Raw genomic sequence first — 12,655 nt, forward strand, 5'->3', positions numbered from 1 at the left:
GTTGTGGTGCAGCCGTTCCAAGTCACGGTCGCCCCGATGGTGGCCGGGGATCCCCGGCCCGGCATGTTCGGCGTTGAACACCGCATCGGTGACCAGTTGGGCCACATGCGAGTTCTCCAAGCTGTAGTGGATCGTGGTGCCCTCCCGGCGGGTGCGCACAAGTCTGGCCATCCGCAACTTCGCCAGATGCTGGGACACCGCGGGAGCGGGCTTGCCCACTGTCTCCGCCAGCTCGGTCACCGACAGCTCCCGATCCACCAGCGCCCACAGCAGGCGCACCCTGGTGGCGTCGGACAGCATGCGGAACACCTCGACGACCAGACCCACCTGATCGTCGTCGAGCCTGCGCCGGCAAATATCCTTATCTGCACGCATACGCAGACAATAGCGGACGAGTGGCCTTTGCCCGAATCCTCAGGCGCCCGGACAATGGTGACCACGGCGACAAGGGGGGTGGGGGTTGACGGAGCCACACGCTGACGGCGACCGGCTGGCGCTCGATGACCTGCGTGCGCGCATCCTGACGGTCGACGGCCAGATGGCGCAGCTCATCACAGAGCGCCGGGAACTCGTCGACGCCTACGAACGGCATCGGGCGGCCATCGTCGGCCGGATGGGGCTGGGCGGCACTGCGGTTGCAAGCACCGCTGTTACTCGGCGCGCTGGGACTGGCCGTCCTCGGAATCGACCAGTGGGGCGACTACCTGGTCGGCCTCCCGCGGTGGATCACCCTAGGGTCGGTGGGTGTGGTGCTGATGTGGATCGGCGCGACGTTCGAGCACCGCCGCCGCGACTGGCGTCGGGCGTCGGATGTCATCGGCCATTACGGCTGACGCGAAAGCCTCAGTGCCCAATCAACTTTCGCGCCATTGACTCCCACGCGTCGGCCAGTTTGTCGAGGGTCAGGCCGGCCTGGAGTCGATGCGCGACGTAGTCGGCGTCCAGCAGTGCCAGCAGCGCATCGGCCTGAGCGTCGAGGTCACCGGTGCTCGCCGCGTCCGCCAGTAGGACCCGGACGTGGGTGTGCAGCACCGCGAACACGGCGTTGTAGCGGGCGTTCGGGTCCCGATGGACTTGGGCAAGCACAGCCTGGTGGGCGTGGACGAACCGCAGCCGTTCGCGACCGAAGGCCACCAACCGCTGCAGCGGTGGCGCTTCGGGCCCCAGCGGAGGCGGTCCGAACAGGAACGCCTGCTGCATCGCCCGTTCGTCTTCGTCGAGCAGTTCGATCATCAAGCCGGCCCGGCTGCCGAACCGCCGGAACAAGGTGCCCTTGCCGACCCCGGCAGCCGCCGCGATGTCGTCGGTGGTGACCTCCTCGGCACCACGCTGCGCGATCAGGGTGCGGGCCGCGTCCAGCAGAAGCCTGCGGTTGCGGGCGGCGTCACCCCGTTCGTGCGGAGCGTCGACCGGCAGCGCTGCGGCGCGGTCGACGGTGTCCATCCGACCACTGTAACCGCATTCGGAATAAAGCGGACCGCAGTCCGCTTATGCTGGGTGAGACTCCGACGAGGGTAAGGACAACCGATGGCACAGACCACGATTTTGACCCTGATAGGCAGCCTGCGGGCGGCATCGATCAATCGGCAGATCGCCGAACTGGCCGCCGAGCTCGCTCCGACCGGCGTCGCGCTGGCCATCTACGAAGGCCTGGGCGAAGTGCCGTTCTACAACGAGGATCTCGATACCGAGACCCCGCCGTCCGCCGTCGCCGCCCTGCGCGGCGCCGCCGCGCAGGCCGACGCCGCGCTGCTGGTCACCCCGGAGTACAACGGCTCCATCCCGGCGGTGCTCAAGAACGCCATCGACTGGTTATCCCGCCCCTGGGGCGCCAGTGATCTCAAGGACAAGCCGGTGGCAGTGATCGGTTCCGCGATGGGACGCTACGGCGGCGCCTGGGCTCACGACGAGACCCGCAAGTCGCTGGGCATCGCCGGGCCCCGGGTGGTCGAATCCATCACGCTGTCCATTCCAGGCAAGTCCCTCAACGGCGCACATCCGCGGGAGAACGCCGAGGTGGTCGACGCGGTGCGCGAGGCGGTCGGCGAATTGGCCGCGCAAGTGGGTTGACGATCATGACGACCATCGATGTCCGCCGCGCCGCCGATCGGCCTCTGACCCGGACTCCGTGGCTGAGGTCCCGGCACTCGTTTTCGTTCGCCGCGCACCGCGACCCGTCCAACACCCACCACGGCATTCTGCTGGTCAACAACGACGACATCGTCGCGCCCGGAACGGGATTCGACACCCACCCGCATCGCGACATGGAAATCGTCACCTGCACGTCTTCACCGCGCGCGGCGACCTCACCGTCGAAGGCGCCGGCGAGCTAGACGAGGGCGACGCCGCGCGGATCACCGGCGGGGGCGGCCAGCGTCTCACTGCCGTCGCCCCCTCCGAGATCCTCGTCTGGCAGATGCACGCCCGGGCCTGACATCAGCGTCGCGAGGAAGTCGTTGGGCCTGAAGTCGTTGGGCAGCGACAACCGGATGATCTTCTTCCATGCCGAGGCAACCTGTTTGGGCAGTGGACCGGTGGTGTAGGTCAGCCCGTAGCGCTCGAACACCTCCTGCACCTTCGGAGCGATCTCCTGGTAGCGGTTGCTCGGCAGGTCGGGAAACAGATGGTGTTCGATCTGAAAGGACAGGTTGCCGGTCATGAAATGCATGGCCGGGCTTCCGGAGATGTTCGCCGAACCGAGCATCTGGCGCAGGTACCACTGTCCGCGGGTCTCCCCCTCGATGGAGGTCTTCTCGTAGGTCTGCACTCCCTCAGGGAAGTGGCCGCACATGATCACCGAATGGGTCCACAGGTTGCGGGCCAGATTGGCGGTGGCGTTGGCGGTGAACGTCGTCAGCGCCGACGGCCCCGACAGCAGCGGATGCAACACATAGTCCCGCGCCGCGTGCCGGCCGGCCTTGGTGAGCACCTTTTTGAGCCGGGTACGGAAATCCTTCTTCTCGACACGGCCCTTGAGATACTTGCCGATCTCCAGGTCGTAGACGGCGATGCCGTACTGGAAGAAGCAGGCGTTGACGAGGTTCGACAGCGGCTGGATGAGCAGGAACGGCTTCCACGGCTGGCCTTCGTCGACCCGCATGATGCCGTAGCCCAAGTCGTGGTCCTTGCCCAGGACGTTGGTGTAGGTGTGGTGCAGTTCGTTGTGCGAGTGCTTCCACATATCCGACGGCGATGCGTTGTCCCATTCCCACGTCGTGGAGTGAATCTTGTCGTCGCGCATCCAGTCCCACTGGCCGTGCATGACGTTGTGGCCGATCTCCATGTTCTCGACGATCTTGGAGACCGACAGTCCGGCGGTGCCCAGCAGCCAAGCGGGTGGGAACAGCGAAAACAGCAGCACCGCGCGGCTGCTCAGTTCCAAGCGTCGCTGAGCGGCGATGACGGTGCGGATGTAGTCGGCGTCGCGCTGTCCGCGGCTGGCGACGATCTGGGCCCGGATGGCGTCGAGTTCGACTCCGAGGTTCTCGATGTCGGCGTCGGTGAGATGCCCGATGGGATTAGGGCTGGTGCGTTGCAGTGTAGTCATTGCCGTGGTCCTCGTTCAAAGGTCGATAACGCAGTCCCCGGCGGCGCCGGAGACACAGGTCTGGACGCTCACGCTGTCGCCCTCGGCGGCCACGGTGATGTCGCCGGAGCGCAGATCGCGGACGGCTCCGCGACGCAGTGGCACCACGCAGCCGAAGCAGACACCCATTCGGCAGCCGAACGGCATCAGCACGCCGGCCGTCTCGCCGGCTTCGAGCAGGCTTTGGCTGCCGCCGGACTCGATGGTGGCGCCGGTGACGGAGAACGAGACCGTGCCGCCGTCGCCGGTCGCGATGAGAGCCGGACGGAACCGTTCGGTATGCAGCCGGTCGTCGATGCCTGCGGATTTCCAATGGTTGTCGACCATCTCGAGCAGACCGGCCGGGCCGCACGCCCAGGTGTGCCGCTCGTCGAGATCAGCGACCAACTCGGACAACCGGGCGAGGTCGAGCCGTCCGCCTGTGCGGGTGTGGATCTCCACCAGGCGAATGAGCCCCCGCCTGGCGAGCATCCGCAGTTCCCCGCCGAAGACCACCTCGTCGGCGCGCGGTGCGCTGTGTACCACCACGATGTCGGCGTGACCGCCCGCCGGCATGTTGCGGAGCATGCCCATGACCGGTGTGATGCCGCTGCCGGCGGTGACGAACAGGATCTTCTGCGGCATCGGTGTGTCGAGAGTGAAGTCCCCGGCCGGTAGGTCGAGATGTACGACGTCGCCGACGACGGCGCGGCGCACCAGGTGGTTGCTCACCACGCCGCCGGGCACGGCCTTGACCGTGATCGACACACAGCCGTCGGCGCGCTCCGCGCGGGAGGTGAGGGAGTAATTGCGCCACTGCCGCACGCCGTCCACGTCGACACCCAGCCGCAGATACTGGCCGGGGATGTGCCGGCGCCAGCCGCGTCCCGGTTTGATGACCAGGGTCACCGCATCGCGGGTTTCGGGATGGACACCCACGATTCGGCCGCGCAGCGGGGTTCCGGCCAGTAACGGGTCGATGACGTCGAGGTAGTCGGCCGGCAGCAGCGGTGTGGTGACTCGGCCCACGAATCGCGCGACCCCGGCGCGCAACGCCCCCAGGGCCGCCCCGCGAGTACCGGGCGCCGTCGTTGTCATGACTTAACCATTGACCAGCGCGTGGGATAAAGTCTTGACTGAAAGCAGTGAATATCCGCGATCTAATTGTTCGGAGAGAATAAATGCCTCGCTCCTTGTCACGGTTCACCGGTCTAGCGCTGGACCCCGCGGTGGCAGGCGCCCTGGAGGCGGTGCTGCCCCGGATGGCCGAACGCACCGTGGCGGCGATCACCGCCGAAGTACCGGCCTACACCGATCCGTTCCGGGGCCGGATGGGCCAGAACATCGAGAACGCGGTGCTGACCTCTATCGGGGCTTTCCTGCGCATGGTCACCCGGGCTGAGGACTCCGGGCCCGGCGCGTCGGCGGCGCTGGAGGGCGCCTACGAGTTGGGCCGGGGTGAAGCCCGTCAAGGCCGGCCCATCGATGCCCTGTTGGCGGCGTTCCGGGTGGGGGCTCGGGTGGCCTGGCTGGATCTGTCGGCGACCGCGGTCGAGGCCGGGTTGCCGGCAGAGACCATCGCCCGCTTCGCCGCGATGCTGTTCGCCTATATCGACGAGCTGTCCGCTTCGAGCGCGTCCGGGCACGCCGACGAGCTGGCCACCGCCGGCCGCGTCCGCCAACGGCACCTCGACCGGCTCGCCCGCCAGCTTCTTGCCGGCGAGGATCTCGAGACATTGCAGTCCAGCGCAACCACCGCGGCGTGGCCCGAGCCGGAAACCCTGACGGCCGTCCTGCTGCCCAATGCCCAGTTGTCCCGCGCCGCAACGGTTCTCAATCCGGCGTCGCTGTACGTCAGCGACGACCTGCCCGGCGTCGACCCGGCCGGGTCATGGGCAGTCGCTCTGGTGCCCGACGCCGACGGAACCGCCCGTTCGGCGTTACTGACGGCGCTGGCCGGGCGGCACGCGGTGGTCGGGCCGTCCCGTCCGTGGTACTCGGCGCGCAGTTCCTACCAACGGGCCGGACGCGCACGGCATCTCGGAGCCGGCGGCGAATTGGTCGACACCGACGAGCATTTGACCGAGCTGGTGCTGGGGGCCGACCCGGAGGCGGCCGCCGATCTGCGCCGACGCGCACTGGCGCCGCTGCTGGCGCACGGGCCGAAATCCGTTGACCGCCTAGCCGAGACGCTGCGCAGTTGGCTGCTGCATCAGGGGCGCCGCGACGCGGTGGCCGCGGAGCTGTTCGTTCACCCGCAGACCGTCCGCTATCGGATGAACCAGATCCGCGAGGCCTACGGCGAGAGCCTCAACGACCCGCAGGTGATCCTGGAACTGACGGTGGCTCTGGGCACGTTCCGGACCCCGGTCCACGGTTCAGCCGACACCTCCGGCGGCGTCAGCCGAAGCGCCGGCTGACCAGAGTCCAGCGATTGCCGTTCTCGACCTGGTCGTGGGAGAACTCGTGCAGCGAGGCCCGGGCAAGCGCGAGTCCGCGTCCGTTCTCGGCCATCACGTCGGGCATGTGGATCAACGACAGGTCCATGTCCGCCGGCAGCCCGTCGTCGGTGAATTCGATGCGCACATGGTCGCTGAGCACCCAGACCTGCATCCGGATCCGCAGATCGCGTCCGCGGCCGGAATGGTCGAGGATGTTGTTACCGACTTCGGCGGCGGCGATGGCCAGTTCCATGCGGGTGATTTCCGGAACGCGGCTGTGTTGCGCCCAGAGACTCTCCAGGGTCCGCTGAATTTCGGCGGGAAAGTCCGGGACAGACGGTGCCGCCGCCAAGGCTCTGGTCGTGGGGTTGGCCAGCATCCAGAACGGCTTACCGACTGCCGTGCCGACGGTGCGCAGCCGCTTGGCCAGCGTCCGGTACTGCCTGCTGTTCGAGCGGTCCCGCAGCAGGGTGCCCAGCACCCGGAAACCGTCTTTGATGGCATTGAGGTTGGTCTCGCCGTAGTACCGGTCGTATTCGTAGCTCGGCACCTCGATGATGATCGCTTTAGCGATCGCGAAACGGCCGATGATCATGGATTCGATTTCGAAACCGTCGCCGAACTGGGGTCCTTCCGCGGCGGAGTCCGGCAAGCACAGCATCGGCAGCTGGTCGGCCCAGAAGGCGTTGAAGCCGTAACACAGGTCGGTGAACCGGGTGCCGGTCAGCCCACTGGCCAGCAGGTTGAGTCCGTAGTTGCCGAACGAACGGAACTGGGTGATGTCCTGGCTGCCGCCCCCCGGGCAGAAACGACTGCCTTTGGCGAGGTCGGCGCCTTTGGCGAGGGCGTCGATGAAGCGGGGAATCTCGTGCGGGTCGGCCGAGCCGTCGATATCGAAGGTGACGATGACGTCGCCGTTGACCTGCTCGAATCCGCACGCCAGAGCATTGCCCTTGCCCTTGCGGGTTTGGTAGACCACCTTGGCCGACGGCAGCGCTGCGCGGGCGGCGTCGGCCGACTCGTGGTCGTCTTCGCTGACGACGACGATCACCTCGTAGTAGCTGCTCAGGTAGGGCAGTATCTCGCGGATATTGTCGGCTTCGTTCTTGGCCGGCACGACGACGCTGACCCGAGGCTGGGTGGGCCGCAAACCCCGCCGGCCGAGCGCCCGGTCACCGGAGTAGTCGAAGTCCAGGGTCGCGGCCGCAGGCTCGGACGTCCATTGGGTGATGTCAGCGCTCATGAGTAGCAGTGTCCTCCGGATGTGTTCGCCGTTCGGCAAAGGCCCAAATAGGACCAATCGTCGATATAACACTGCCGGAAAAATCCCAACAGGTCCAACGCGCTACGCCCGCCGGCGACCGTCGGCGAGAATCCGCGGAATGGATCCGCAGATGCAGCGACTGCCCACTCCCCCGCCGGATGGCGACGACCTCGACTCCTGGACCACTCGGCACCTCGGCGACCTGAGCACGCCGGCGGTCACGGCGTCTCCGATTCGCGGCGGGCAGTTGGCCGCCGATGCTGCGCTGCATGCCTTCGGCGTCACCGGCTATGCGCGGCGGCGCAACAACGTCTGGCCGGAACGCACCAGAGGCTCCTCGCGGCTATCCCCCTACATCCGGCACGGACTGTTGAGCTTGGGCGAGGTGTGGGACCACGTCGCCGGCGGCCCACCCGGCGATGTGGAGAAGTTCCGCGACGAGCTGCTCTGGCAGGAGTACGCCCGACACCTTTATGCGCGTACGGGTACCGCGTCCGGGCGGTCGCTACGGTTCGCCGTCGCGGAGCGCACGCCACCGAACACCCCTGTGACGGACGATCCGTGGTCGTCGCCGGGGGCGCTGTGCCTGGAGTCGACCTGGCGGGAGCTCGTCACCGACGGCTGGCTGACCAATCAGACCCGGATGTGGCTGGCCTCGCACTGGAGCGTGCGCGGCCAGTGGGGTTGGCGCGACGGCGAAGACCTGATGTTCCGCCATCTGCTGGACGGCTCCCGTGCGGCGAATCGACTCGGGTGGCAGTGGACGGTGGGGGCGCTCACCGGCAAGGCGTATGGGTTCTCCCGATGGCAGGTGGAGAAGCGGGCACCCGGACTGTGCGCCGAATGCCCACTGAACCAACGCTGTCCGATCGCCGACTGGCCGCCGACCTCGGAACCGCCACCGCTGGCGATCACCGACGACCGGTTGCGTCGCGCCGACGACCTCGCCGCGACGGCCGGGCCGACGACGACCCAGCGGACCGGTGAACCGGAGGCGGTCTGGATTACCGCCGAAAGTCTCAGTGATCGCGACCCCGCGGTGTCCGATCATCCTGAGCTGCCCGTGGTGTTCGTCTTCGACGAGCCGCTACTGCGCCGGCTGCGTTTGTCGCTCAACCGGTTTCGCTTCCTGGCACAGACGCTCGCCGACCTGTCGACCCGCCGCGAACTTGAAGTGTGGCGAGGCGACCCGGTTGCGGTGCTCACCGGCCGCCGATTGGCCACCACCTTCGCACCGGTACCCGGATGGCGATCGCGCGCAGCCCAACTCGAGCTGGCCGCGCTGCACCCGTGGCCGTGGTTGATGCGGCCCGGCACCGGACCGGTCACCTCCTACACGGCGTGGCGGCGGGGGTTGTCCCGGCGCGGTGGATGATGGCGGTATGCAGTTACCGCAACGCCTGGCCCGGTTCAACCGGTACGTCACCAACCCCATCCAGCGCCTGTGGGCCGGCTGGGCCCCGACGATGGGAATCCTCGAGCACACCGGCCGCCGTTCGGGCCGCACTTACCGGACGCCGCTGACGGTGTTCTCCACCGGCGACGGAGTGGCGATCCTGCTGACCTACGGGCCCAACCGGGACTGGCTGAAGAACCTCACCACCGCCGGCGGCGGGCGGCTACGCCGCTACGGCCGCACCTTCGATGTCCGTGACCCGCAGGTCATGACCAGGCAGCAGGCCGCGAAGCACGTCACCGGCTTGAGCGGCTGGGTGTTTGCGCGGCTGCCGTTCGAGAACGCGGTGCTGCTCAAGCGGGCGGACTGAGACGTCCAGCTCCGAATCCGTGCGAGGGTGAACCTATGACAGCTGTGGCCGGCCTCCTCGATTGGGCGAGAAATCAGGTCGCCGTGCGGGTTCCGAAGGCGGATCTGGATCACCGCGACCCCGACTACATTCGGGACCAGCTGCCGGGACTGTGGTTGCTGGCCTCGCTGTACTTCCGGGCCGATGTTCGCGGGCTGGATCGCATTCCCGCGGACGGGCCGGTGTTGTTGGTAGGCAACCACAGCGGCGGGAACGTGCCCCCGGACACCTTCGTGTTCACCCTGGCGTTCTGCTCCTACTTCGGTGTCGAGCGGCCGTTCTACCAACTGGTGCACAACCTGGTTGCCCTGTACCCGGCGCTGCGTTGGCTCCCTAAGTTCGGCACGATCGCGGCCAGTCCCGACAACGCCCGCCTGGCCCTGGAGTCCGGCGCCGCGGTGTTGGTCTACCCCGGTGGAGACTATGAGGTGTACCGCCCGTCGTGGCAGCGGCACGTCGTCGACCTCGGTGGCAGAGAAGGGTTCGTGCGACTGGCCCGCGAGACCGCGGTGCCCATCGTTCCGGTGGCCAGCGTGGGCGGCCAGGAGACGGCACTGTTCCTCGGACGCGGGCAGGGGTTGGCCCGACTGCTGATGCTGGACAGGTTATTCCGGCTCAAGAGCCTGCCGATCTCGGTAGCACTGCCCTGGGGCTTGAACGTCACCGACTGGTTGGGCCACATCCCCTTGCCGGCCAAGATCACCATCGAGGTCCAGGAGCCCATTGCGGCCACCGGCGATGATCAGGCGGTGTACGACGAGGTCGTGGCCAGCTTGCAGGCCGGTGTGGATCGGTTGGCCGCCGAACGGCGTTTCCCGGTGATCGGCTGATGCGCGTCGAACGCCGCATCACCCTCAACGCCGACAGCGACACCGTGTGGAAGGTGCTCGAAGACCCGAACGACTACCCGGCACTGCTGCCCCACCTACAGCGTTGGGAGCCCGTCACCGAAGGCCCGGCGGGCGTGGGGTCGCGCTACACCGTGTTGTGGCAGATCGGCGGGATACCGGTGGGTGGCGTCGTGGAGGTGGTCGAGTTCGACACGGCGCGGGACCTGGCCTGGATCAGCATCACCGGTGTGACCCAACGGGGCCGCTTCCGGTTGCGCGATGCCGGGGCGGGCAAGACCACCGTGACGTTCCGGCTGGCGTACCACTCAGACGGCGGGCTGCTCGGCCTTCTCGCCGACCGTATCGCGGAACACCAAATCGGCCGCTCGCTCTCGGAGAGTCTGAAGAATCTTCAGCGGCTGGTGGAGTCCTAGACCAGCCAGGCCTGGCAGACGGGCATAGTGAGTTTCTGTGATCGAACCAACCGGCGAGCACGCGAGGCTGAAAAGGACGCTCGGCCTGCCTCTGCTCACCCTCTACGGGCTCGGGAACATCCTCGGTGCGGGTATCTACGTCCTCGTCGGGAAGGTGGCGGGCTTCGCGGGATCCAGCACCACTCTCGCCTTCGTGATCGCGATGGTCACCGCCGCGGTCACCGCGCTGTCCTATATGGAACTCACCGGCCGCTACCCCGTCAGCGCCAGCGTTTCGGTCTACCTACACCGGGCGTTCGGAAAGCGCTGGCTCTCAACGACGATCGGCTTGGCGATGGTCGGCGGCGGAATCGCCTCGGCGGCGGCGCTGGCCCAGGGATTCGCCGGTTACCTCAACTCATTCGTGGCGGTTCCGACCCTCGTCGGCAGCGTGGGCCTGCTGGTGGTGCTCGGTGCGGTCGCGGTCAAGGGTATCGGCGAGTCGGCGACGATGGCCGCACTGCTCACCGGGCTGGAAGTTCTGGGATTGGCGCTGGTCATCTGGTACGGGCGGAAGGCATTCGCGCAGATCGACGTTCGCGGCCTCCTGGCGATAGACCCGGCGGTTGGCGTCGGCGGAGTCTTCGCCGGCGCATTCCTCGCCTTCTACGCATTCATCGGATTCGAGGACATGGCCAACGTGTCCGAGGAAGCAAAGAATCCCAGCCGCACGATGCCGTTGGCCATCCTGCTCGCCCTCCTGGTCTCAACCGTCCTGTATCTGCTCGTCGTTGTGGTTTCGACGACGCTGGTGCCCCCGGCCGAACTGGCCGTCAGCGAAGCGCCACTGACGCTGGTGTTCGAGCGAAGCGGAGCCAGCTACGGGGTGTTGTTGAGTCTCATCGGCATGATCGCCGCGATGAACGGCGTCATCGTTCAGATCATCATGGGCTCGCGGATTCTCTACGGGCTTGCCGCAGAGGGATGGATCCACCGCGGTTTCGCGCGGGTGCACCAGTCATTCCAAACCCCGGTGAGGTCCACATTCGTCGTCCTGGCCGCCATGATCGGCGCCACCGCCCTGCTGCCATTGGTGTCGCTGGCCCGCCTCACCAGCCTGCTGGTGCTCATTATCTTCACCATGGTCAACGCCGCACTGATCGTCATCAAGCGCCGCCATCCCGACCACGCCGGCTATATCACCGTTCCGACGGCGATTCCCTACCTCGGGGTGGCGTTGTGCCTGGGAACCCTTGTCCTGCAGGCTTTCCACTGGTGAATATCGTGCGGTGCGCCGATTTAGCGTGCGGCCCCACCTTCGGAGTCCCAGCGTTCTTGCGCGGCACCGGTCTGGGCGCGAGATTGGCTGTCGCGCAGGCTGATCATGAGCAGATCATCGACGGTCGAGTCGTCGTCCGGGGCAGCCGCAGCCATCAGGGTGGCGTGCGCCCGGTCAGGCTCGGTGTGCGGCGATACCACCAACAGAACGACTCTATTGCCATCGAGTCCGAGGACCTCGATGGTGTTGGGAGGCTGGAGTCGGTACCCATCGAGGTACACCGTCCGGCCACCAGTGCCGAACTCGTCGGGTGCCGTTGCCCAGTCACTGAACTTGTACAGCACGCGGTCGATGGGTCCAAGTCGCACCGACAGCACCGCGAGCAGATCCGGAAGCTCCGTCGTCAGTTCATCGCTGTGCGGCCACCATGCCCCACCTAGGTACCCGGTGAGCTCACCATTGGGTTTCAAACGCAGCCGCGGCGTGCGTTCGGGCGGCGTCGGAAGTCGCTCTGAAGCGGTTCGGGTCTGTTGTGGTGCCATGATGGAGCACTCCTCTGGACTGGGCCGGATGGGTTCAGTAGTAGTGACGCCGACCGCCGACCGCATGCCCGAGAGAGCCCAGTACCCACAGCACCGCTCCGACGACGAGCAGGACGATCCCGATGGACCACAGGATCGAGATTTTGAACACGAATCCGAGAACGAGAAGAACAAGTCCGAGAGCAATCATGATATTTCCCTGCTGTAGTTGAAGATTGGTTGTTCTGAACAGTCCGTCAACGCTTAACCGCGGACTGCCGACCATGGAACCAGCGATTCATCAGCGGCATCCTGGTCGACTGACTGACTGATTGCTGGTTGGCGTCCTGCGTCTCCAGCAAGGCGTCTCGGTCTCGGTTGAGAAACGCGGTCTCGCGTTGGGCGCGCGCCAGTTCGCGCCGGGCCGATTGGCCTCGGCCAGCGGTGCGCCGGGCGCCGGCAAGCAGCACGCTCAGTCCCAGCATCGCCACCGCGCCGATAGCGATTCCGAAGACGAATAGTGTCCCTGTTGATCCG

At 66.8% G+C, this 12,655-nt stretch carries 15 protein-coding genes and 2 pseudogenes; 9 read left to right on the forward strand and 8 right to left on the reverse strand.

What is annotated here, in order from left to right:
* The coding region (locus ADBZ6I_RS11450) for an ArsR/SmtB family transcription factor (protein WP_526383875.1) at window positions 1-375 on the reverse strand (375 nt) is incomplete at its 3' end.
* A 260-nt stretch (window positions 376-635) separates the two neighbouring features.
* Here ADBZ6I_RS11450 and ADBZ6I_RS11455 point away from each other — a divergent pair.
* Window positions 636-833, forward strand: coding sequence for an SCO7613 C-terminal domain-containing membrane protein (locus ADBZ6I_RS11455; RefSeq protein WP_526383877.1), 198 nt, complete (start codon window positions 636-638; stop codon window positions 831-833).
* Between the two features lie 10 nt (window positions 834-843).
* Here the strand turns inward: ADBZ6I_RS11455 and ADBZ6I_RS11460 are convergent, their stop codons facing one another.
* The gene (locus ADBZ6I_RS11460) at window positions 844-1,443 is read right to left on the reverse strand and encodes a TetR/AcrR family transcriptional regulator (protein ID WP_526383879.1); all 600 of its coding nucleotides are present in this window, start codon (window positions 1,441-1,443) and stop codon (window positions 844-846) included.
* A gap of 84 nt (window positions 1,444-1,527) precedes the next feature.
* Between ADBZ6I_RS11460 and ADBZ6I_RS11465 the strand changes: the two genes are divergently transcribed.
* A complete protein-coding gene (locus ADBZ6I_RS11465) occupies window positions 1,528-2,070 on the forward strand; it encodes an NADPH-dependent FMN reductase (protein WP_526383881.1) in 543 nt (180 codons plus the stop codon).
* Between the two features lie 5 nt (window positions 2,071-2,075).
* A pseudogene (locus ADBZ6I_RS11470) lies at window positions 2,076-2,434 on the forward strand (pirin family protein).
* Here the strand turns inward: ADBZ6I_RS11470 and ADBZ6I_RS11475 are convergent.
* Together ADBZ6I_RS11475 and ADBZ6I_RS11480 are read right to left on the reverse strand one after the other, a co-directional pair.
* The gene (locus tag ADBZ6I_RS11475) at window positions 2,330-3,547 is read right to left on the reverse strand and encodes a fatty acid desaturase family protein (RefSeq protein WP_526383883.1); all 1,218 of its coding nucleotides are present in this window, start codon (window positions 3,545-3,547) and stop codon (window positions 2,330-2,332) included. The pseudogene ADBZ6I_RS11470 and the gene ADBZ6I_RS11475 overlap by 105 nt on opposite strands.
* Window positions 3,548-3,562: 15 nt before the next feature.
* Window positions 3,563-4,663, reverse strand: a complete 1,101-nt coding sequence (locus ADBZ6I_RS11480; protein ID WP_526383885.1) for a ferredoxin reductase — start codon at window positions 4,661-4,663, stop codon at window positions 3,563-3,565.
* Window positions 4,664-4,746: 83 nt separating this feature from the next.
* Here ADBZ6I_RS11480 and ADBZ6I_RS11485 point away from each other — a divergent pair, with 83 nt between their 5' ends.
* On the forward strand, window positions 4,747-5,985 hold the full coding sequence (locus ADBZ6I_RS11485) for a PucR family transcriptional regulator (RefSeq protein WP_526383887.1): 1,239 nt from the start codon (window positions 4,747-4,749) through the stop codon (window positions 5,983-5,985).
* Here ADBZ6I_RS11485 and ADBZ6I_RS11490 read toward each other — a convergent pair.
* Entirely contained in the window at window positions 5,966-7,249 is a 1,284-nt protein-coding gene (locus ADBZ6I_RS11490) for a glycosyltransferase (RefSeq protein ID WP_526383889.1), read from the reverse strand. The genes ADBZ6I_RS11485 and ADBZ6I_RS11490 overlap by 20 nt on opposite strands.
* Window positions 7,250-7,388: 139 nt before the next feature.
* Here ADBZ6I_RS11490 and ADBZ6I_RS11495 point away from each other — a divergent pair, with 139 nt between their 5' ends.
* The 5 genes from ADBZ6I_RS11495 to ADBZ6I_RS11515 are packed head-to-tail and all read left to right on the forward strand — an operon-like array spanning window position 7,389 to window position 11,597.
* Window positions 7,389-8,645: an FAD-binding domain-containing protein gene (locus ADBZ6I_RS11495; RefSeq protein ID WP_526383891.1), complete on the forward strand. Its 1,257-nt coding sequence runs from the start codon at window positions 7,389-7,391 to the stop codon at window positions 8,643-8,645.
* A 7-nt stretch (window positions 8,646-8,652) separates the two neighbouring features.
* Complete coding sequence (locus ADBZ6I_RS11500; RefSeq protein WP_526383893.1) at window positions 8,653-9,036, forward strand: nitroreductase family deazaflavin-dependent oxidoreductase; 384 nt, start codon at window positions 8,653-8,655, stop codon at window positions 9,034-9,036.
* Window positions 9,037-9,071: 35 nt separating this feature from the next.
* Complete coding sequence (locus tag ADBZ6I_RS11505; RefSeq protein WP_526383895.1) at window positions 9,072-9,905, forward strand: lysophospholipid acyltransferase family protein; 834 nt, start codon at window positions 9,072-9,074, stop codon at window positions 9,903-9,905.
* Window positions 9,905-10,339 carry an SRPBCC family protein gene (locus ADBZ6I_RS11510; protein ID WP_526383897.1) on the forward strand — a complete coding sequence of 145 codons (435 nt, stop codon included), beginning with the start codon at window positions 9,905-9,907 and terminating at the stop codon, window positions 10,337-10,339. The genes ADBZ6I_RS11505 and ADBZ6I_RS11510 overlap by 1 nt, the downstream gene beginning before the upstream one ends.
* Window positions 10,340-10,376: 37 nt before the next feature.
* Window positions 10,377-11,597, forward strand: coding sequence for an amino acid permease (locus tag ADBZ6I_RS11515; RefSeq protein WP_526383899.1), 1,221 nt, complete (start codon window positions 10,377-10,379; stop codon window positions 11,595-11,597).
* A 20-nt stretch (window positions 11,598-11,617) separates the two neighbouring features.
* Here the strand turns inward: ADBZ6I_RS11515 and ADBZ6I_RS11520 are convergent, their stop codons facing one another.
* The 3 genes and pseudogenes from ADBZ6I_RS11520 to ADBZ6I_RS11530 all read right to left on the reverse strand — a co-directional run.
* Window positions 11,618-12,139, reverse strand: coding sequence for a DUF5994 family protein (locus ADBZ6I_RS11520; RefSeq protein ID WP_526383901.1), 522 nt, complete (start codon window positions 12,137-12,139; stop codon window positions 11,618-11,620).
* A 34-nt stretch (window positions 12,140-12,173) separates the two neighbouring features.
* Window positions 12,174-12,329, reverse strand: coding sequence for a DUF6131 family protein (locus ADBZ6I_RS11525; protein ID WP_526383903.1), 156 nt, complete (start codon window positions 12,327-12,329; stop codon window positions 12,174-12,176).
* Window positions 12,330-12,375: 46 nt separating this feature from the next.
* Window positions 12,376-12,655 (reverse strand): annotated as a pseudogene (locus tag ADBZ6I_RS11530) (hypothetical protein); the annotation flags it as partial.

The sequence above is a fragment of the Mycobacterium sp. genome (assembly GCF_044342925.1).
Lineage (GTDB): Bacteria > Actinomycetota > Actinomycetes > Mycobacteriales > Mycobacteriaceae > Mycobacterium.

Coding starts and splice junctions, on each gene's coding strand:
- ADBZ6I_RS11485 (WP_526383887.1), top strand. CDS start 4,747: ATGCCTCGCTCCTTGTCACGGTTCACCGGTCTAGCGCTGGACCCCGCG.
- ADBZ6I_RS11505 (WP_526383895.1), top strand. CDS start 9,072: ATGACAGCTGTGGCCGGCCTCCTCGATTGGGCGAGAAATCAGGTCGCC.
- ADBZ6I_RS11460 (WP_526383879.1), bottom strand. CDS start 1,443: ATGGACACCGTCGACCGCGCCGCAGCGCTGCCGGTCGACGCTCCGCAC.
- ADBZ6I_RS11525 (WP_526383903.1), bottom strand. CDS start 12,329: ATGATTGCTCTCGGACTTGTTCTTCTCGTTCTCGGATTCGTGTTCAAA.
- ADBZ6I_RS11480 (WP_526383885.1), bottom strand. CDS start 4,663: ATGACAACGACGGCGCCCGGTACTCGCGGGGCGGCCCTGGGGGCGTTG.
- ADBZ6I_RS11475 (WP_526383883.1), bottom strand. CDS start 3,547: ATGACTACACTGCAACGCACCAGCCCTAATCCCATCGGGCATCTCACC.
- ADBZ6I_RS11495 (WP_526383891.1), top strand. CDS start 7,389: ATGGATCCGCAGATGCAGCGACTGCCCACTCCCCCGCCGGATGGCGAC.
- ADBZ6I_RS11510 (WP_526383897.1), top strand. CDS start 9,905: ATGCGCGTCGAACGCCGCATCACCCTCAACGCCGACAGCGACACCGTG.
- ADBZ6I_RS11465 (WP_526383881.1), top strand. CDS start 1,528: ATGGCACAGACCACGATTTTGACCCTGATAGGCAGCCTGCGGGCGGCA.
- ADBZ6I_RS11520 (WP_526383901.1), bottom strand. CDS start 12,139: ATGGCACCACAACAGACCCGAACCGCTTCAGAGCGACTTCCGACGCCG.
- ADBZ6I_RS11500 (WP_526383893.1), top strand. CDS start 8,653: ATGCAGTTACCGCAACGCCTGGCCCGGTTCAACCGGTACGTCACCAAC.
- ADBZ6I_RS11490 (WP_526383889.1), bottom strand. CDS start 7,249: ATGAGCGCTGACATCACCCAATGGACGTCCGAGCCTGCGGCCGCGACC.